The following is a 20,120-nucleotide window of genomic DNA, read 5'->3' as shown; positions in this document are numbered from 1 at the left end:
TATATAATACAATAAAAGGGTGAACTCTATTTAGGGTTCATTCTTTTTATTTTAATGATATTTCACCTATGTATATAATTAAGAATGTAATATACTAATAATATTTATAGCTGATATAAAGGATATTATAGCGGCATATGAAATGACTAAAAAATACATAATTCTAGAAATAATATGAAAGATAAGCTATTATTAATAGTAGATGGAATTAATATAAGAGCTTATTGTAAAGATAATAAGTAATACTTGAAAAAAGTAATATATAATTTTATAAAAAGTTAATTATTTTAAGGGGGGATAGTGGTGATTATATTAATATTAATTGCTATAGTAGTAGTTTTCATAAGTATAGTTTTATATTTTATAAATAAAAAGGCCTTTTATAAGGTTATTATGGATAAGAGAAAAACTAAAGATGAAATGATAGAAGCTATGAAAGAAAGATTTTTAAGTGATTATAATGATTATGAAAATTTAGAATATGATGAATTAACAATAAAGAGCTATGATGGATATAATTTAAAGGGATATTATTATGCCCCAAATAAGGATTCTAAAAAAATAGCTATAATACATCATGGATATACAGCAAATCACTATGTTTGTTTCCAATTTGCAGATATATTTTTTGAAGAAGGTTTTAATGTATTACTTATAGATATGAGAAGCCATGGTGAAAGTGAAGGAAAGCATATTACTTATGGATATAAGGAATCTAGAGACTTAGATAAATGGGTAGATTTGATGAGAGAAAAAGTTGGAGAAGATGGTATTATAGGTCTACATGGACAATCTATGGGTGGAGCTACTGTTTTAATGTATGGAGGAAGATATAGCAGTAAAATAGATTTTATAATAGCAGACTGTGCTTATTCTAATGGAGTAGCTATGATGAAATCCCAATTTAAAGAAGCTAAAGTTCCATTTTTTCCAGTATACTATATTTTAAATAGAAAACTTAAAAAAATATGTGGATTTGACATGAACAAAATATCCCCTATAGACGATATTAAAAATAGTGATGTTCCAGTTATGTTTGTTCATGGAACAGCAGATGAATTAGTACCTCACTCTATGAGTGAAGAAATGTATAATGTTAAAAAGGGAGATAAAAATAAGCTAGTATTAATTGAGGGGGCAAAGCATGTAGGTGCTTATTCAAAAAGTAAGAAACTATATAAAGAAGCAGTAAAATCATTTATTGATAATGCTATAGAAGTAAAAAAATATGATAATTGATATGCATTACATTAAATGGTAATATATTATTAGGCACTCCTTGCAAATGAAGGCAGGGAGTTTTTTATTATAAGGAAGCATTATAAAGTATATGAAGAAGCTTTTAAGGAGGAGAGATATGGACGGGAATACTATCGTATTCTTATATGATACTTTAAAAGACTATATAGATAGATATGGTTATAAATCGTATAATAAACAAAATATAAATATATCTGGAGAATACGAAGCTAAGAAAATTTATTTAAATAAAGAGTATGAGAAAAAAGATAGAGTGATGCTTTCTAACACAGCAATAGAACTTGTATATAAATATTTTTTAAGATTAGATAATGATAGTAAAGAGAGTTTGGAACTATTTATTAATAATTATAATATAGTAGATTATTATTATGAGTTTATAGAGAAACTAAAATCTTTAATTAGTGAAGGAATTGTTTCAGAAGATATTTTATATGAGTATGGTAAGAATCTTGCTAAAGAAAGCAATAATCCAAATGAAATAAAGCTTGGGTTAACTTTATTAAGATTTTCTAATAAAGAAGATGTAATTGATATATATAGGATATTTTCTATACACAATAATTATATGTTTTTTTCATTAGAGGGAATGAAAGAGTATCCTATGAGTAATAGTTTTACTTTTAAAGTGTGCAAAATATCTAGAGGATATGGTAAGCTTATAGCCATTTCAAAACTTGAAATGTTGTCAGATGAAATAAGGTTTTGGTTAGTGGAAAATGGTAGTGAAAACAACATAATTGAAGAAGAACTTGCAAATATGATTTTTGAAAATCTAGATATTTATTGGTATTTATATAATGGAAAAATAAACTTAAAAAAATTTAATGTATTATCTAATGTTATAGGAAGACTTTATAGTGGAAATATTTATTTTAAAGAAAATTATAATTATGATTTAGCATATGATTATGTAAATATGTTTAAGAAATATGGTAAAAAATTTAGACACCTTTATGCACTAGTAGGTATTTTAGTTTCTATAGGAGAACACAATAAAAATTCATTGTTAAAAGGAAGAAATTCTTATAAAGAAGCTATAAAAGAAACTAAAAATATTTTAAAAGATATTGAAATTATATTTTCAGATCCTAATTGGATTAATATTATAAAAAATGAACTTTTAAAAGGTGGAAAAGATATAGATAAGATTATAGAAGTTGCATTTTTATTGAAAGAAAAACTTACTTTTAATGATTTATATGAGATTTTGAAAAGAGATAAGTTTAATACTATAATTTATAGATATATTTTAGCCAATAGTAATAAAAGTAGTAAAAGACAACTTGTGAGTTTTACAGAAGATAATTTAAAAAATGAAAGCTTTAAATTTTATGAAAAAGAGAGTAATAAAAGTAAAGTAGAGCAGTGTGTATATATATTACTTAAGGAAATGAAAAATTTAACAAAAGAGTTTTTAAGTTTTAATATAGAAGCTTTGCTTATAAAAAATGAGAATATAAAAAGAGAAGCTCTTAAAAATTTAAAGGAAAATGTACAAAGCTTAAAAAATGAGAATTTACAAAGAATAAGATGTATAGCAAATGAGGAAGTAGATATTGAGTTTGCAAGAAAATTAACCAGATTTACTGAAAATAATATAAATAAAATAGATTCTAAAAAAATCGATATTAGTGATATAAGGGTTCAAGAACATGCTAAAGATATTTATTTAATAACTTTAAAAGTAGTTGGAACTAATTATTTAGATATTAGTAGGGCAAAAAGATCTATGCTTTTAGGCGATTTTGTGTTTTTAAAAGAAGAAGAAAAAAATCCTTTTGATAATAATGCTATTATGGTGATAAGTAGTAATGGATACCAAATAGGTTATGTACCAAAAAAAGATAATTTAATTTTAAAGAACCTTTTATCATCAGGTAAAAGACTTTATGGGATATTAGAAGAAATTGATGAATATTATGAGAATATAATTATGTCAGTATATATTAGTTATAGAGATATAGAAGAAGAGATAAATAATATCTTAAAAATGGTATTGAGTAAAAGTACAGATGTTATTAATTAAAGATTCTAATAATATTAAATATTCACAAAATTTAGCGTTTATGCTAATATAGATATAATAAAAAACCAAGTAATGTTAGAAAGAAATTATGGTTTAGGAGGAGAAGACAATGAGCAATAAAATAAGAATTGGTGTAGTTGGCTATGGCAATCTTGGAAAAGGGGTAGAAATGGCAGTAGCTCAAAATGATGATTTTGAGCTAGTGAAGATATTTACAAGAAGAGATGTTCAAAAGGTTAAGACATTTGGAGCAGAAGTTGATAGTATAAACAATATACAGGAATATAAAGGACTTATAGATGTAATGATATTATGTGGTGGATCAGCAACAGATTTAAGAATTCAAGGACCTATGGTTGCAGAAATGTTTAATACTGTAGATAGTTTTGATAATCATCCTAAAATTCCAGAACACTTTGAAAAGATGGATGAGGTTGCTAAAGCAGCAAAAAATTTAAGTGTAATATCAGTAGGTTGGGATCCAGGTTTATTTTCACTTAATAGGTTAATAGGACAAGTTGCATTGCCAGAAGGTACAGACTACACTTTTTGGGGGACTGGTGTAAGTCAAGGACATTCAGATGCAATAAGAAGAATAGAAGGAGTAAAAAATGGAATTCAATACACTATTCCTGTAGAAAGTGCTTTAGAGAAAGTAAGGTTAGGGCAACATCCTGAATTAACAGCAAGAGAAAAACATACTCGAGTATGTTATGTTGTAGCAGAAGAGGGGGCCGATTTGGATAAGATAGAAAATGAAATTAAAAATATGCCTAGTTATTTTGCTGATTATGATACTACTGTAAACTTTATATCAGAAGATGAGTTGGAAAAAAATCATAAGGGAATGCCACATGGGGGCTTTGTAATACGTACTGGCACAACAGGAGATGGAACAAAACAAAGAGTAGAGTTTTCTTTAGATTTAGGAAGTAATCCAGAGTTTACATCAAGTATATTAATAGCATATGCAAGGGCTGCTTATAGGTTATCAAAAGAAGGGAAAACAGGAGCATTAACTGTATTAGATATACCATTTGGATATCTTTCAGCAAAAAATAGAGAAGAATTAAGAAAAGATTTATTATAAATTAAATATAAGCTTTATTAAATAAAAATTTTTATATATAATTTTATTAAAGTTTTATTTAAAAGAGGTAGCTTATGATGAAAAGAAAGGATTACATATCATGGGATGAATATTTTATGGGAGTTGCTGTACTTGCAGGAAAACGTAGCAAAGATCCAGCCACACAAGTTGGAGCTTGTATAGTTGATTGTGAAAATAAAATATTAAGTCAAGGATATAACGGATTACCAGTTGGATGTTCTGATGATGAATTTCCGTGGGATAGAGAAGGTGAACTTTTAGAAACCAAATATCCTTATGTGGTTCATGCAGAATTAAATGCTATATTAAATGCAAGAGGAAGTAATTTGTATGGTGCTAAAATATATGTTGCATTATTTCCATGTAATGAATGTGCTAAGGCAATAATTCAATCAGGAATTAAAGAAGTTATTTATTTATCAGATAAATATTCAGACACAGATATAGTTAAGGCTTCAAAAAAATTATTAAACTCAGCTGGAATTAAATTAACTAAGCTAGAAGCAAAGAATAAAAATATAAATATATCTTTAGATTTAAATGATATTTAATAAAGTTAAAAAACGAAATGAAAAGCTAATTCCTAATTAGGTTATTATTAAGGATTAGCTTTTTATATTTGCAAATTTATAATAAATTGTATGTGAACAAAATGTTAACCACTATATATTGTGTATTTTTAAAAAAAGTCAAGACTTGAAACTAAATTTTAATTTTTGTAATATAAAGAAAGACAAAAACAAAGGATAGGTGACGCATGTTGATAGTTGTTGGTGGGATGATTGGGCTTGGAAAAAGTTCAGTAGCTAGTATTTTAGGAGAACATTTTAATACAGATGTGTTTTATGAAAGTGTAGATGATAATCCTATATTACCTTTATTTTATAGTGAGACGGAAGAGGAAATACAGAAAAAAAGATATCCATTTTTATTACAACTTTATTTTTTAAATACAAGATTTAAAAGCATAAAAGATGCTTTAGTACATAACAATAATGTTCTTGATAGGTCAATTTATGAAGATTGGTATTTTGCTAAAAAGAATATGGAACTTGGAAGAATAAATGATTTAGAAATGAAGATATACGAAGATCTTTTAAACAATATGCTTGAAGAAATTGAAGAGCTTCCTAAAAAGGCACCAGATTTAATGGTTTACTTAAAAGGTTCTTTTGAAACTGTTTTAAAGAGAATAGCGTTAAGAGGAAGAGATTTTGAAATAGATGACAGTTTAAGAGAATATTATGAATTCTTATGGAAGGATTATGATGCATGGGTAAATAATCATTATAAAGCTTCACAAGTTTTAATAATAGATATGGATATTATGGATGTTGTAAATAATGAAGATGATAAAGTAAAATTAATAAACATGGTAGAAGAAAAGCTTAAAGAAGTTAGAACTTTATAGAGATTTTTAATTAAAAAGCCATTTGCGTTTTTGCAAATGGCTTCTTTCTTATTTAAAAGAATTAAAGGATGCATCTGATGGCATTCTAAAATCTCCTCTAGGGCTTAGAGAAATGCTACCAACCTTTGGTCCATCAGGAAGAGCGCTTCGTTTAAATTGTTGAGTAAAGAATCTATATATAAATTTATCTAACCATTTCGTAATCTCTTCTTTACTATAATCATCTTTAAATGCACTTTCAGCTAAAAATCTAATTCTTTCTTTAGATGAACCATTTTTTATAAAATGATATAAGAAGAAATCGTGAAGTTCATAAGGTCCTACTATATCTTCAGTTTTTTGAACTATTTCACCATTATCACTTTTTGGAAGTAATTCAGGACTTACAGGTGTATCTAAAATATCCAATAGAGTTTCAGAAACATTTTTAAAGGATTCTCTTTCTGCAACATATTTTACTAAATATCTTACTAAAGTTTTTGGAATAGATGGATTTACTGAATACATACTCATATGATCTCCATTATAAGTACACCATCCTAAAGCTAATTCAGAAAGGTCACCAGTACCTATTAATAATCCACCTTCTTTATTAGCTATATCCATAAGAATTTGAGTTCTTTCTCTTGCTTGAACATTTTCATAAGTAACATCATGTATATCTTTATTATGTCCTATGTCTTCAAAATGTTGAAGAGAAGCTTTTACAATATTTATTTCTCTTAAATCACATCCAAGTTCTTTACATAAAGTTAAGGCATTATTATATGTTCTATCAGTTGTTCCGAATCCAGGCATTGTAATTGTAATTATATTTTTATTATCTATACCTAATATTTTAAATGTTTTAACAACAACTAAAAGTGCTAAAGTGGAGTCTAATCCTCCAGAAATACCTATAACAGCTTTTTTTAGGTTAGTATGTTCCATTCTTTTTGCAAGAGCAGAAGCTTGTATGTTAAATATTTCTTTACACCTTTCTTCACGAGATTTTGAATCAGAAGGTACAAAAGGATGTTTATCTACAAATCTATTAAAATCTTTAATTTCATTATTAGAGAAATTAAACTCTATATAATTAGCAGGGAAAGGTATTAGTTTTTGAGCATCTCTAAAACTAATATTCTTAAGTCTTTCACTTTTTAATTTAAATATATCTATATAAGAGAATACAACATCATTGTCTCTTTGGAATCTTTCATTTTCTTTAAGGATAGTTCCATTTTCAGATATTAATAAATGACCACTAAAAAGTAGATCTGTAGTAGATTCATGAACTCCCGCAGAGGCATAAATATAAGAAGACATACATCTAGCACTTTGATTTGACACTAAATTCTTTCTATAATCCATTTTACTAACTAATTCATTAGAAGCTGAAAGATTACCTATTATATTTGCACCCATTAGTGAAAGGTAAGAACTTGGTGGAATAGTAACCCAAAGATCCTCGCATATTTCAAAAGCAAATTTAAAATCATTAGAGCTAAAAATTAAATTAGTTCCAAAAGGAATATCTTTTTGAAATTTAAGATTTACTTTTTTATCTATAATTCCAATACCTTCACTAAACCAACGTTTTTCGTAGAATTCACTATAATTTGGAATATATGACTTTGGAATAATCCCTAAAATTTTCCCTTTAAATATAACATAAGCACAGTTATATAAAACATTATTAAAGGAAAGTGGTGCTCCAACTGTAATTAAAATATCAAGGTGTTCACTTTTACAAACGAGTTTTTCAATTGCCTCCATTGATTTTTCAAGAAGGGAAGATTGTAAAAATAAATCCCCACAGGTGTATGAAGTTATACATAATTCAGGAAAAATAATAGATTTTGCAGAGTTTTCAACAGCAGTATCTATACATATATTAATATTTTCTAAATTATAATCAACATCAGCTACACGTGTAATAGGACATGCAGCCGCAACTTTAATAAAATCCATAATATCTACTCCTATCTTTTGTAGTTTAAAAATAAATGGTTAAGCTTTTTTATATATTAAGTAACAAACTTAATATATTTAGTATTTATTATTAATATAAATAAAATACGTATAAATCAATAATAAAAGGAAAACCTTAGAAAATCAATCATAAGAATAGAAAATGAAAACAAGAAAAAAATAAAAAGGTAATAAAAACTATATAAAAAGATAAAAAAAACGTTGCAATGATGTAAAGAATAATGTATAATTTATTTATAAGGTAAAGCAATTAATACTTTTTACTAACAAAATATGTTATAATTATTAAAAGGGGGGAGGTAAAGATGCTTTCAATAATTTTTTGGATTGTAGTTGCTGTTATAGTTACAGTTTTAGACATCTTAACAAGTAGTTTTCTATTTGTATGGTTTGCAGTAGGGGGATTTGCAGCAATGGTTGCTTCAATGTTAGGGGCTACATGGTGGCTTCAAGTTATGGTATTCTTAATAGTAAGTATTATTACTATATCAATAGGATATCCTTGGGCCAAAAAGAAATTTAAAGCTTCAATAAAGCATACGCCGCTAATGGAGGAAACTTATATTGGTAGAGTTATGAAAGCTGAAAGTGATATTTTACAGAAGGCTCGAGTAAAGGTTAACGGAATATATTGGACTGTACAAAATCAAGGGGACATTATAAAAAAAGACTCTAATTTTAGAATAGTTGGTATAGAAGGTAATAAATTAATCGTAAATAAAGAGGAGGAAAAATAATATGGGATTAATTATTGGAGTAGTAATGTTAGTATTTCTATTATTACTAATATTATCATCAATTAAAATTGTAAATACAGGATATTTGTATGTGGTTGAAAGATTTGGGCAATATCATAGGATTTTAGAACCAGGTTGGCACTTCTTAATTCCTTTTGTAGATTTTGTAAGAAAAAAGGTTTCAACAAAACAACAAATATTAGATGTACCACCACAATCAGTTATAACTAAAGATAATGTTAAAATTTCAGTAGATAATGTAATATTTTATAAATTATTAAACGCAAGAGACGCAGTTTATAATATTGAAGATTTTAAATCAGGTATTGTTTATTCAGCAACAACTAATATGAGAAATATTATAGGTAATATGAGCTTAGACGAAGTTTTATCAGGTAGAGATAAGATAAACCAAGATCTTCTAAGTATAATTGATGAAGTAACAGATGCTTATGGTATTAAGATTCTTTCAGTTGAAATCAAAAACATAATTCCACCAGCTGAAATTCAAGAAGCTATGGAAAAGCAAATGAAAGCTGAAAGAGATAAGAGAGCAATGATTTTACAAGCAGAAGGTCAAAGACAATCTCAAATTGAAAAGGCTGAAGGGGAAAAGCAATCTCAAATATTAAGAGCAGAAGCTGAAAAACAAGCTAATATTAGAAGAGCAGAAGGTTTAAAGGAATCTCAATTACTAGAAGCTGAAGGTAAGGCTAAAGCTATTGCTAAAATTGCAGAAGCAGATGCAGAAGCTATAAGAAAAGTAAATGAAGCTATAATTCAATCAGGTACAAATGAAACGGTTATAGCATTAAAGCAAGTTGAAGCACTTAAAGAAATGGCTAATAATCCAGCTAATAAACTTATACTTCCAAATGAAACATTATCTTCTTTAGGTAGTATAGCAGCAATAGGTGAAATGTTAAAAGGTGAGAAATAAAAAATAATAAGGCTAGCCTTTAATAAAGGCTAGCCTTATTAACAAGGGGGCAATCAAATGGGAATCATGGAAATTTTATCTTATATCTTTTTAGGTTTATCGGTTTTAACATATATATTTATATCAATAGCTATGTATAATGTGGCTAAAAAGAAAGGATATAATAAAGAATGGTTGGCGTGGATACCTATAGTACAGGACTATGTTGTAATTAAATATGCAAAGGGAATTCCTTGGGTATTACTTTTATATATTCCTTATTTCTTTACAACAGGGTTATTAGCAAGCATTATTTCATTTATAATAGGACTTTATCTAGTTATTATGGCAGTTAGAATATGTAAAGAGTTTAATGTTGATTACACATGGTTAATTGTTGGATTATTTATACCAGGGGTAGCGGCTATAAGTTATTATAAGCTATATAAAAGCACTATAAAATCAGAAGTTGAAGTTATATAAAAATATATTAGTTTAAGTGAATAAAAATAGATTATTGTGTATAAAATAATAATAACCCCAAAAGGGTTACGTAGGTTTCTTAGAAAGAGGTTATATTATAATGGAAATAATATAACCTCTCTAGTATAGATAAAAGATAAAAATTATTTGCTAAAAAAACTTGTTTTATCTATGCAATTATGATATTATATAAGTAACCGGAAGGTAAAAATATTGTTTAAAGATTTAATAGATAGTCACGATTCTCCGTTATAGAGATTGGTTGGTAAATATTAATCTTTAGAGATGGAGGATTTAAAATGGAAGATAAGAAGATTATATGTAAAGATTGCGGTAAGGAATTCGTATTCACAGTAGGAGAACAAGAATTCTATAAAGAAAAAGGATTCGATAACGAACCAGTAAGATGCATGGATTGTAGAAGAGCAAGAAAAGCACAAAACAACAGAAGATAGTTTTGTTAGTTAGACCATAAGAGTTTTTTCTTATGGTTTTTTTATTTTTATATAATTATTTGAGGATAATTGTTTAATTTATATATTAAAAACTAGATTAATATAAGTAATATTAAATTTATAAAAATAATTTTTAAAAAAGAGTAGTATTATAATTGTTTTTATGGTATTATTAATAAGTAGTCGAGAGACACAAAAAATATTGTTTAAAGATTTAATAAGATAATAACATTCTCCGTTAAAGAGATTGGTTTGTGAATATTAGTCTTTAGAGATGGAGGATTTAAAATGGAAGATAAGAAGATTATATGTAAAGATTGTGGTAACGAATTCGTATTTACAGTAGGAGAACAAGAATTCTACAAAGAAAAAGGATTCGATAACGAACCAGTAAGATGCGTTGATTGCAGAAGAGCAAGAAAAGCACAAAATAACAGAAGATAGTTTTTGTTAGATAAGCCATAAGAGTTTTCTCTTATGGCTTTTTTTATTCTTTAGAAACTATATGATAATTAAATTATGGATAACTTAATTATTATTTTAAAAATAAGTATGTTTAAAGTAGGGTAATTTTACCCTACTTTTTTGTGTTAAAAATACCTTAAGAAAATATTTAGAATATGTTAAGGATAATAATAATTTTATTTTAAGAATTTAAGCTTATTATTTAAGTATATAAAGGTACGAAAGGGGTTTGAAGATGGAAATTAATCAATTAATTAATTATTTTTCAAGTTATGGAATGATATTTGTATTTATTATAGTATTTTTAGAATATTTAAATTTACCGGGGTTACCGGCAGGAATAATATTACCACTTATTGGAGTTTTATCTTCAAAAGGTGAAGGAAATTTAGCTTTAGTTTTAATTATATCAGTAATTGCAGGAGCAATAGGGAGTTGGGGGTTATATTGTGTTGGATGGTTTGGTGGTGATTTTATATTAAATAAATATACCAATAAATTTCCAAAACATAAAACTTATATAGATAAAAGTATTAATGTATTAAAAGAAAAAGGAAATATAGGGGTTTTCATTAGTATGTTAATACCTATGTTAAGAACTATGATATCAGTACCAGCTGGAGTATTAAAATTAAATTTTATACAATATAGTATTTATTCAACACTTGGAATTATTCTGTGGAATAGTTCATTAATATTATCGGGATATTTTTTTGGAGATGCAGTTTTTAAAATTTTAGCATAGTAAGTTGAAGTATTTAATGAATTGAAAAAAATATGATTATTATAAAACGGAATAGAGGAATTATTTAGATGAAATAGAATGTCTCTAAATAGATAGCTTATGAAAATTTTATATTATATGAATAGACAAACAAACAACTAATAAGATCAAAATTTTTATTAGTTGTTTGTTTATTTTTATAATTTCAAAAATAATTAATAGATTATATTTCAGTTTTTTTATTAATAAAAAAGCAAAGAAATATTAATAGTATTTTTAAAAGGAAAATTCATACACAGTACGAATAAACATACAATAATGTTTTTAAAAAGCAGTAATATTCGTTATAATACGAAAATTAAATTTTAATAAGCTCTAAAAGTTGACATTTTTTTGATGAAATGATAAGCTAAGAGTGAAAAACACGAAAAAAGATATTGATAATAATTTAAATATTCGTATGTATAAAATTTCCTAGTATAAGGGATAACCTAAAATTGAATTTTGGAGGGAAAACATGTTAGGAACAAGATGTATATTCGTAGAAAAGAAGAATGGCTTTGATGTTGAAGCTAAAAGCTTACTTCAAGACTTTAAAAGCAATTTAGGAATTAAGGAATTAGAAAGTGTTAGACTTATCAATAAATACACTTTAGGAGAAATAAATGAAGAGTTTTATAAAAAATCACTTTATACTATTTTTTCAGAAAAAACAGTAGATAATGTATATGAAAATAATATAGAGCTTAAGGATGGAGATATTGCTTTCGCAGTGGAATATTTACCAGGACAATATGATCAAAGAGCAGATTCAGCATCAGAATGTTATCAATTATTAACAGCTGAAAATAAGATAGAAGTTAAATCAGCAAAAGTAGTTATTTTAAATGGTACTTTAACTGATGAAGAAATAGAGAAAATAAAAGCGTATTATATTAATCCAGTAGATTCAAGAGAAGTAAGCCTAGATTCTATGGAATTAACATCTTTTTTTACAGAGCCTAAGGATGTTGAAATTTTAAATGGTTTTATAGATAAAGATAATAAAGAGCTTGAAGCTTTTCATAAAGAATTAGGATTAGCAATGAGCTTAGAAGATATAAAGATGATACGAGATTTCTTTAAGAAGGAAAAAAGAAATCCAAGTATTACAGAAATAAAAGTAATAGATACGTATTGGTCAGATCACTGTAGACATACTACTTTTTCTACAGCAATAGAAGAAGTTAATATTGAAGAAGGAATTTATTCAAAGCCGATTTCTAAGGCATATGAAGCTTATATAAAATCAAGAGAGTATGTTTATGGAGAAACAAATAGAGATGAAACTTTAATGGACATAGCAGTAATTACTATGAAGGAAATGAGAAAAAAAGGAATGTTAGAAGATCTTGATGTTTCAGAAGAAATAAATGCATGTTCAATTAAAGTTAATATAGAAACAAATAGTGGTATAGAAGAATATTTAGTAATGTTTAAAAATGAAACTCACAACCATCCAACCGAAATAGAGCCCTTTGGTGGGGCAGCCACATGTCTTGGGGGGGCTATTAGAGACCCATTATCAGGTAGAACTTATGTATATCAGGCAATGAGGGTAACAGGTTCAGCAGATCCAACAACTCCAGTAGAAGAAACAATTAAAGGTAAATTACCCCAAAGAACTATAACATTAGGAGCAGCTCATGGATATAGCTCTTATGGAAATCAAATAGGTTTAGCGACAGGACAAGTTTCAGAAGTGTATCATCCAAACTATGTAGCAAAAAGAATGGAAGTTGGGGCAGTTATAGCAGCAGCACCTAAAGAAAATGTAGTACGAGAAGAACCTAAAGTTGGAGATGTAGTTATATTACTAGGTGGAAGAACTGGAAGAGATGGTTTAGGTGGAGCAACAGGTTCTTCTAAAGAACATACAGAATATTCAATAAATCAATGTGGAGCAGAAGTTCAAAAGGGAAATGCACCAACAGAAAGAAAGATTCAAAGATTATTTAGAAATAAAGAAGTTTCTCAGATGATTAAAAGATGTAATGATTTTGGCGCTGGTGGAGTTTCAGTAGCAATTGGAGAATTAACAAGAGGTTTAGATATAGATTTAGATAAAGTTCCAAAGAAGTATGAGGGTTTAGATGGAACAGAGCTTGCAATTTCAGAATCACAAGAGAGAATGGCAGTAGTAGTTGATAAAGAAAATGCAGAAAGGTTTATAGCTTTATCAAAGGAAGAAAACTTAGAAGCTGTAGTTGTTGCAGAAGTTACAGATAAAGAAAGACTTAGAATGTTCTTTAAGAATAAAAAGATAGTAGATTTAAAAAGAAAATTTTTAGATACAAATGGAGCAAGACAAACTATAGAAGTAGAGGTTAAAGCACCAACAAAGTATCCATTTGACATTAAAGATTTAGATGTAAAGGAAGAATGGATAAAAACATTAAAGAATTTAAATGTATCATCACAAAAAGGATTAGTTGAAAGATTTGATTCAACTATAGGAACAGGAACAGTACTTATGCCTTTTGGAGGTAAATATCAAAGTACAGAAGCAGAAGGAATGGCAGCTAAAATTCCAGTATTAAATGGTGAAAGTAAAGATGCAACTTTAATGACTTATGGATTTAATCCAGATATTGGTATGTGGAGTCCATATCATATGGCGTATTATTCAGTAATTGAAGCAGTTACAAAACTTGCAGCTATGGGTGGAAATTATAAGAAAGCTAGACTTACTCTTCAAGAGTATTTTGAAAAGCTTGGAAGCAATAAAGAAAAATGGGGAAAACCTTTTGCAGCTTTACTTGGAGCATATACAGCTCAAATGGAACTTGGAATTCCAGCTATAGGTGGTAAGGATTCAATGTCAGGAAGTTTTGGAAATATAGATGTACCACCATCATTAGTAGCTTTTGCAGTTGGAGTTGAAAAAGCAGCTAACGTAATTTCACCAGAATTTAAAAAAGTGGGTTCAGAAGTTATCTTCTTAATGGGGCAAAAAAAAGAAGATATGACGTTAGATATAGAAAGATATAAAAGGAATTTAGAAACTTTATACAAGCTTATTTTAGAAGGTAAAGTTATATCAGCATTAACGGTTAAGTTTGGTGGAGTAAGTGAAGTTTTAACTAAAATGGCACTTGGAAATAGAATTGGGATAGAATTTAAAAATTTAACTAAAGAAGAATTATTTGGATTAAATTATGGAAGTTTAGTTTTAGAAGTTAAGGCAGGGGTAAATATTGAAGAAGAGTTTAAAGGATGCGCTTATAAAACAATAGGTAGTACCATAAATAGTGAGGCAATAATATCAACGGAATATGATATTAATTTTGAAATAGAAAAACTTTCAGATGTATTAGAAGAAAAGTTATCTAAAGTATTTAAGATAAAAACAGAGGATAAAAATGAAAAAATAAAAACGGTTTTATATAAAGAAGGAGTTGTAAAATCACCAGCAATTAAAATAGCAAAACCTAGAGTATTCATACCAGTATTCCCAGGTACTAATTGTGAATATGATTGTGCTAGAGCATTTAGAAATGAAGGGGCAGAAGTTTCTGAATTAGTTCTAAATAATCTTAATAAGGAATCTCTTAAAGAATCTATTTTAAGGATGGAAAAAACAATAAAGGAAAGTCAAATAATAATGTTACCAGGTGGATTCTCAGCAGGAGATGAACCAGATGGATCAGGCAAGTTTATAGCAACAGTATTTAGAAATGAAAGAATAAAGAGTGCTGTAATGGATCTTCTTAAAAATAGAGATGGATTAATGTTAGGAATATGTAATGGCTTCCAAGCTTTAATTAAATTAGGCCTTGTACCATATGGAGAAATAGTTGATATAGAAGAAGATATGGCAACACTTACTTACAATGAGATAAATAGACATATGAGTTCAATGGTAAGAACTAAAGTAGTTTCAAATAAATCACCATGGTTTAGTGAAGTAAAACCAGGAGATATTCATACAATAGCTATTTCACATGGAGAAGGAAGATTTGTAGCTTCAGAAAAACTTATAAATGAACTGATGGAAAATGGACAAATAGCAACACAATATGTTGATTTAAATGGAGAAGTATCAATGAACATGCCATATAATCCAAATGGTTCAGTTCTTGGAATAGAAGGTATAACAAGCAAAGATGGAAGAATCCTTGGTAAGATGGGACACTCAGAGAGAATTGGAGAAAATTTATATAAGAATATACCAGGAGATTTTGATCAAAAGATATTTAAATCAGGAGTTAATTACTATAAATAGGGGGGATTTTCAATGAAGGTAGCAATATTTTTGGGAAGTAAATCAGATACAGAAGTAATGAGAGGTGCAGCAAACTGCCTAAGAGAGTTTGGAGTTTCATATGAAGCTTATATATTGTCAGCTCATAGAGTTCCAGAAAAATTAACTGAAACATTAAAAAAGGCTGAGAAATCAGGTTGTGAAGTTGTAATTGCAGGAGCTGGACTTGCAGCTCATTTACCAGGAGTTATAGCCTCTCAAACAACTATGCCAGTTATAGGTGTCCCAATAAAGGGAGCAGTTGAAGGGTTAGATGCATTATTTTCAATAGTGCAAATGCCAAAGTCAATTCCAGTAGCAACAGTTGGTATAAATAATAGTTACAATGCAGGTATGTTAGCAGTACAAATTCTTGCAGTAAAAGATAAAGCAATAAGAGAAAAATTAAATAAATTTAGGGAAAATATGAAAGAAAAATTTATTGAGGAAAATGCAGAGGGAGTGGATTTATAATGGAAAGATTAGAAATGATGTATGAAGGTAAAGCAAAAAAAATATATGCTACAGAAAATAAGGATGAAGTAATAGTTTATTATAAAGATGATGCAACAGCTTTTAACGGAGAGAAAAAGGGTTCTATAGAGGATAAGGGTGTTTTAAATAATGCTATTACCTCAATGTTATTTGAAATGTTAAATGAAAATGGTATAAAGACTCATTTTTTAAAAAAATTAAGCGACAGAGAACAACTTTGCAAAAAGGTTGAAATAGTGCCATTAGAAGTAATAGTAAGAAATGTAGCAGCAGGTTCAATGGCTAAGAGATTGGGATTAGAAGAAGGCTTTGAACTTAAGACAACAGTATTTGAATTATCATATAAGGATGATTCACTTGGAGATCCACTAATAAATGATTATCATGCAGTAGGTATTGGAGCAACAACTTTTGAAGAGTTAGAAAAAATATATGATATGACTGCTAAAATCAATGAATTATTAAAGAAATTCTTTATGGAACAAAACATAAGACTTATAGATTTTAAATTAGAGTTTGGTAAATATAATGGAGAAATAGTATTAGCAGATGAAATTTCACCAGATACATGTAGATTTTGGGATGCTAAAACAGGAGAAAAGCTAGATAAAGATAGATTTAGAAGAGATCTTGGAAATGTTAAAGATGCATATGTTGAGATTTTAAATAGAATTACAAATTAATAGTAAGTATAGCTCAATTTTAATTAATAAAATGAGGGGTGTTTTAGAAAGATGAATTCAAGCTTAGAGCTAATTTTAGATCCAAGTAATGATAAATTTAAAGATGAATGTGGTGTTTTTGGGGTATATGCAAATAGAGAAATGGATGTAGCTTCAATGACTTATTATGGTTTATATGCACTTCAACATAGAGGACAAGAAAGTGCAGGTATTGCAGTAGCAAATGGAGATGTAGTAAATATTCATAAGGGTATGGGGCTTATAACAGAAGCATTTTCTCAAAGTGATTTAAATAAGTTACAAGGTAATGCTGCAATAGGACATGTAAGATATTCAACTTCAGGAGATACAAGAATAGAAAATGCACAACCATTACTTAGTAAAACTAAGTTAGGTTCTATAGCTATGGCTCATAATGGAACATTGGTAAATGCAGAAGTTATAAGAGAGTTACTTGAAGATGGAGGTCATGTATTCCATACATCAATAGATTCAGAAGTTATAGCAAACTTAATTGCAAGGGGAGCTAAAAAAGGAATTGAAAGAGCAGTTTTAGATGCTATACAAGCAGTAAGAGGATCTTTTGCAATGGTTATTCTTACAGAAAATAAGTTAATTGGAGTTAGAGATCCACATGGTATTAGACCTTTATGTCTTGGAAAGTTTGAAGATGGATATGTACTTTCTTCAGAAAGTTGTGCTTTAGATGCTATAGGTGCAGAGTTAGTCCGTGATATAGATCCAGGGGAAATAGTAGTTATAGATGAATGTGGAATAAACTCTTATAGATATTCAGAAAATACACAATGTCAAACTTGTGCCTTTGAATATATATATTTTGCAAGGCCAGATTCAACTATTGATGGATTAGATGTACATGAATCAAGAGTTAAAGCAGGGCAAGAATTATTTAAACAATATCCAATAGAGGCAGATATAGTAGTTGCAGTACCAGATTCAGGAATACCAGCAGCAATTGGATATGCAAAGGCCTCTGGAATACCATATGATACTGGATTTGTAAAAAATAGATATGTAGGAAGAACTTTTATTACACCTTCTCAAGAAATAAGAGAAAGAGCTGTAGCAGTTAAATTAAACCCATTAAAGGTTAATATAAAAGATAAGAAGGTTGTATTAATAGATGATTCTATAGTAAGAGGAACAACTTCAAAGCATTTAGTTGATTCATTAAAAAGAGCAGGAGCTAAGGAAGTACACTTTTTAGTAGCTTCACCAATAGTTAAATTTCCTTGCTATTTTGGAATAGATACACCATATAGAAGTGAGCTTATTGGTACAAAGGGAAGCGTAGATGAAATAAGAGAAATGATAGGTTGCGATACCTTAGGATATTTAGATATAGAAAATATGTATAAATGTTTCAAAGAAAATAGTGGATATTGTGTAGGATGCTTTAATGGAGTTTATCCAGTAGCGACACCAATTGAAACAGCAAAAGATCATATTGAAAGGTAGTGTTTGATAATGATAACTTACAAAGAAGCTGGGGTTAATATAGAAGAAGGTTATAGATCAGTAAAACTTATAAAAGAATATGCAAGTAGAACCATGAGTGAGTATGTTTTAAATGGGCTTGGAAGTTTTGCTGGAATGGTAGAACTTCCAGAAGGATACAAAAAGCCGGTTTTAGTTTCAGGTACAGATGGTGTGGGAACTAAGCTTGATATAGCTTTTAAAACTAAAAAATATGATACTGTTGGAATTGATTGTGTTGCAATGTGCGTAAATGATATTTTATGCCATGGGGCAAAACCACTATTCTTCTTAGATTATATTGCTTGTGGAAAGTTAGAAGCTGAAGTAGCAGCGGATTTAGTTAAAGGTGTTTCAGAAGGCTGTATTCAAGGGGATTGTGCTTTAATTGGTGGAGAAACAGCAGAGATGCCTGGATTCTATAGAGATGGAGAATATGATATGGCTGGCTTTGCAGTAGGTATTGTTGATAAAGATAAAATAATAAATGGTAAAAATATTAAAGAAGGAGATAAGCTAATTGGCATTACATCTTCGGGAATACATTCAAATGGCTATTCCTTAGTTAGAAAAATATTTACTGACTTAAATGAGGATCTAAACGGACAAGAGATTTGGAAGACTTTAATAACACCAACTAAAATATATGTTAAGCCAGTTTTAGAACTTTTAAAAAGCTTTGAAATAAAAGGAATGTCACATATTACAGGTGGAGGATTTATAGAAAATGTTCCAAGGATGTTTAATGGTAATAACTTAACAGCAGTAATTAAAAAGAATAGTTATCCATTATCAGCTATTTTTGAAAGAATAATGGAAAAGGGTGTTGATGAAAATCATATGTACAATACCTTTAATATGGGAATAGGTTTTATACTTTGTGTTAAAGAATCAGATGTAGAAGGTATTATAAAGAAATTAATTGAAATGGGAGAAAAAGCTTATGAAATAGGCTATATAACATCTGGAGGTGAAGGCTGTTGTTTAAAATAGCAGTGCTAGCATCAGGTTCTGGTTCAAATCTTCAGTCTATTATAGATGCCATAGAAAATAAAAGATTAAACTGCAAAATAGAAATGGTTATTGGAAGTAAAGAGGAGATATTTGCTTTAGATAGAGCTAGGGCAAATGCTATTGAAACACATGTAGTTTCCAAAAAAGAATATGGAGATAAGACATCAGATAAAATATTAGAACTAACTAAGGGTAAGGTTGATTTAATAGTTTTAGCTGGATATCTGTCAATATTACAAGGGGATATTTTAAAAGAGTTTAAGGGTAGAATTATAAATATTCATCCATCTCTTATACCATCATTTTGTGGACCTAGTATGTACGGAATAAAGGTTCATGAAGCTGTTTTAAAGTCTGGAGTTAAGGTTACAGGATGTACAGTACATTTTGTAAATGAAGAGATAGATGGGGGCGAAATAATACTACAAGAAGCTGTAAAGGTTGATTTTGAAGATACAAAAGAAGATATTCAAAAAAAAGTTTTAGCTTTTGAACACAAGTTATTACCAAGAGCTATAGATTTAATTAGCAAAGGTAATATAGAAATAATTAATGGTAGAGTTAAGATAGTAGAATAAATG

The 20,120-nt window shown here is 28.3% G+C and carries 18 protein-coding genes; 17 read left to right on the top strand and 1 reads right to left on the bottom strand.

The window, feature by feature from the left end:
• The first annotated feature begins 303 nt into the window (after positions 1-303).
• The 5 genes from CP523_RS01860 to CP523_RS01840 all read left to right on the top strand — a co-directional run bounded on the left by CP523_RS01860 (position 304) and on the right by CP523_RS01840 (position 5,811).
• Positions 304-1,239 carry an alpha/beta hydrolase gene (locus tag CP523_RS01860; protein ID WP_066677282.1) on the top strand — a complete coding sequence of 312 codons (936 nt, stop codon included), beginning with the start codon at positions 304-306 and terminating at the stop codon, positions 1,237-1,239.
• A gap of 118 nt (positions 1,240-1,357) precedes the next feature.
• Positions 1,358-3,289: an HIRAN domain-containing protein gene (locus tag CP523_RS01855; protein WP_066677284.1), complete on the top strand. Its 1,932-nt coding sequence runs from the start codon at positions 1,358-1,360 to the stop codon at positions 3,287-3,289.
• 109 nt (positions 3,290-3,398) lie between these two features.
• Positions 3,399-4,379, top strand: a complete 981-nt coding sequence (locus CP523_RS01850) for a diaminopimelate dehydrogenase (protein ID WP_066677286.1) — start codon at positions 3,399-3,401, stop codon at positions 4,377-4,379.
• Between the two features lie 77 nt (positions 4,380-4,456).
• A complete protein-coding gene (locus CP523_RS01845; protein ID WP_066677288.1) occupies positions 4,457-4,951 on the top strand; it encodes a deoxycytidylate deaminase in 495 nt (164 codons plus the stop codon).
• Positions 4,952-5,157: 206 nt separating this feature from the next.
• Complete coding sequence (locus CP523_RS01840) at positions 5,158-5,811, top strand: deoxynucleoside kinase (RefSeq protein WP_120140448.1); 654 nt, start codon at positions 5,158-5,160, stop codon at positions 5,809-5,811.
• A 48-nt stretch (positions 5,812-5,859) separates the two neighbouring features.
• Here CP523_RS01840 and CP523_RS01835 read toward each other — a convergent pair whose 3' ends face one another.
• A complete protein-coding gene (locus CP523_RS01835) occupies positions 5,860-7,764 on the bottom strand; it encodes an NAD(+) synthase (RefSeq protein ID WP_066677292.1) in 1,905 nt (634 codons plus the stop codon).
• A 326-nt stretch (positions 7,765-8,090) separates the two neighbouring features.
• Here CP523_RS01835 and CP523_RS01830 point away from each other — a divergent pair, with 326 nt between their 5' ends.
• From CP523_RS01830 to purN, 12 genes are all read left to right on the top strand, one after another.
• Positions 8,091-8,522: an NfeD family protein gene (locus CP523_RS01830; protein ID WP_120140447.1), complete on the top strand. Its 432-nt coding sequence runs from the start codon at positions 8,091-8,093 to the stop codon at positions 8,520-8,522.
• Between the two features lies 1 nt (position 8,523).
• Positions 8,524-9,462 (top strand): SPFH domain-containing protein, encoded by a 939-nt coding sequence (locus CP523_RS01825; protein WP_120140446.1) that lies wholly within the window; start codon positions 8,524-8,526, stop codon positions 9,460-9,462.
• A 57-nt stretch (positions 9,463-9,519) separates the two neighbouring features.
• The gene (locus tag CP523_RS01820; RefSeq protein ID WP_066677299.1) at positions 9,520-9,924 is read left to right on the top strand and encodes a hypothetical protein; all 405 of its coding nucleotides are present in this window, start codon (positions 9,520-9,522) and stop codon (positions 9,922-9,924) included.
• 299 nt (positions 9,925-10,223) lie between these two features.
• Positions 10,224-10,379, top strand: a complete 156-nt coding sequence (locus tag CP523_RS01815) for a zinc-ribbon domain-containing protein (RefSeq protein WP_066677301.1) — start codon at positions 10,224-10,226, stop codon at positions 10,377-10,379.
• 288 nt (positions 10,380-10,667) lie between these two features.
• A complete protein-coding gene (locus CP523_RS01810) occupies positions 10,668-10,823 on the top strand; it encodes a zinc-ribbon domain-containing protein (RefSeq protein WP_066677305.1) in 156 nt (51 codons plus the stop codon).
• A gap of 256 nt (positions 10,824-11,079) precedes the next feature.
• Entirely contained in the window at positions 11,080-11,589 is a 510-nt protein-coding gene (locus CP523_RS01805; RefSeq protein WP_120140445.1) for a DedA family protein, read from the top strand.
• 496 nt (positions 11,590-12,085) lie between these two features.
• Positions 12,086-15,832 (top strand): phosphoribosylformylglycinamidine synthase, encoded by a 3,747-nt coding sequence (locus tag CP523_RS01800; RefSeq protein WP_120140444.1) that lies wholly within the window; start codon positions 12,086-12,088, stop codon positions 15,830-15,832.
• 12 nt (positions 15,833-15,844) lie between these two features.
• Positions 15,845-16,324: a 5-(carboxyamino)imidazole ribonucleotide mutase gene (purE, locus tag CP523_RS01795; protein ID WP_120140443.1), complete on the top strand. Its 480-nt coding sequence runs from the start codon at positions 15,845-15,847 to the stop codon at positions 16,322-16,324.
• Positions 16,324-17,028, top strand: a complete 705-nt coding sequence (purC, locus tag CP523_RS01790; RefSeq protein ID WP_066677313.1) for a phosphoribosylaminoimidazolesuccinocarboxamide synthase — start codon at positions 16,324-16,326, stop codon at positions 17,026-17,028. Before purE ends, purC begins: the two co-directional genes overlap by 1 nt.
• 51 nt (positions 17,029-17,079) lie before the next feature.
• Positions 17,080-18,507: an amidophosphoribosyltransferase gene (purF, locus tag CP523_RS01785; protein WP_066677315.1), complete on the top strand. Its 1,428-nt coding sequence runs from the start codon at positions 17,080-17,082 to the stop codon at positions 18,505-18,507.
• A 9-nt stretch (positions 18,508-18,516) separates the two neighbouring features.
• The gene (gene purM / locus CP523_RS01780) at positions 18,517-19,518 is read left to right on the top strand and encodes a phosphoribosylformylglycinamidine cyclo-ligase (protein ID WP_066677319.1); all 1,002 of its coding nucleotides are present in this window, start codon (positions 18,517-18,519) and stop codon (positions 19,516-19,518) included.
• Positions 19,506-20,117 carry a phosphoribosylglycinamide formyltransferase gene (purN, locus tag CP523_RS01775; protein WP_066677323.1) on the top strand — a complete coding sequence of 204 codons (612 nt, stop codon included), beginning with the start codon at positions 19,506-19,508 and terminating at the stop codon, positions 20,115-20,117. Before purM ends, purN begins: the two co-directional genes overlap by 13 nt.
• The last annotated feature ends 3 nt before the right edge of the window (positions 20,118-20,120 follow it).

The sequence above is a fragment of the Clostridium septicum genome (genome assembly GCF_003606265.1).
GTDB lineage: Bacteria > Bacillota > Clostridia > Clostridiales > Clostridiaceae > Clostridium > Clostridium septicum.
Note: the sequence above shows the minus strand (reverse complement) of the source record. Positions and strands in the feature narration are given on the sequence as shown.

Excerpts from the sequence above, each read along its gene's own strand:
- CP523_RS01855 (WP_066677284.1), top strand. The coding sequence starts at position 1,358 with ATGGACGGGAATACTATCGTATTCTTATATGATACTTTAAAAGACTAT.
- CP523_RS01850 (WP_066677286.1), top strand. The coding sequence starts at position 3,399 with ATGAGCAATAAAATAAGAATTGGTGTAGTTGGCTATGGCAATCTTGGA.
- CP523_RS01845 (WP_066677288.1), top strand. The coding sequence starts at position 4,457 with ATGAAAAGAAAGGATTACATATCATGGGATGAATATTTTATGGGAGTT.
- CP523_RS01840 (WP_120140448.1), top strand. The coding sequence starts at position 5,158 with ATGTTGATAGTTGTTGGTGGGATGATTGGGCTTGGAAAAAGTTCAGTA.
- CP523_RS01835 (WP_066677292.1), bottom strand. The coding sequence starts at position 7,764 with ATGGATTTTATTAAAGTTGCGGCTGCATGTCCTATTACACGTGTAGCT.
- CP523_RS01830 (WP_120140447.1), top strand. The coding sequence starts at position 8,091 with ATGCTTTCAATAATTTTTTGGATTGTAGTTGCTGTTATAGTTACAGTT.
- CP523_RS01825 (WP_120140446.1), top strand. The coding sequence starts at position 8,524 with ATGGGATTAATTATTGGAGTAGTAATGTTAGTATTTCTATTATTACTA.
- CP523_RS01820 (WP_066677299.1), top strand. The coding sequence starts at position 9,520 with ATGGGAATCATGGAAATTTTATCTTATATCTTTTTAGGTTTATCGGTT.
- CP523_RS01815 (WP_066677301.1), top strand. The coding sequence starts at position 10,224 with ATGGAAGATAAGAAGATTATATGTAAAGATTGCGGTAAGGAATTCGTA.
- CP523_RS01810 (WP_066677305.1), top strand. The coding sequence starts at position 10,668 with ATGGAAGATAAGAAGATTATATGTAAAGATTGTGGTAACGAATTCGTA.
- CP523_RS01805 (WP_120140445.1), top strand. The coding sequence starts at position 11,080 with ATGGAAATTAATCAATTAATTAATTATTTTTCAAGTTATGGAATGATA.
- CP523_RS01800 (WP_120140444.1), top strand. The coding sequence starts at position 12,086 with ATGTTAGGAACAAGATGTATATTCGTAGAAAAGAAGAATGGCTTTGAT.
- purE (WP_120140443.1), top strand. The coding sequence starts at position 15,845 with ATGAAGGTAGCAATATTTTTGGGAAGTAAATCAGATACAGAAGTAATG.
- purC (WP_066677313.1), top strand. The coding sequence starts at position 16,324 with ATGGAAAGATTAGAAATGATGTATGAAGGTAAAGCAAAAAAAATATAT.
- purF (WP_066677315.1), top strand. The coding sequence starts at position 17,080 with ATGAATTCAAGCTTAGAGCTAATTTTAGATCCAAGTAATGATAAATTT.
- purM (WP_066677319.1), top strand. The coding sequence starts at position 18,517 with ATGATAACTTACAAAGAAGCTGGGGTTAATATAGAAGAAGGTTATAGA.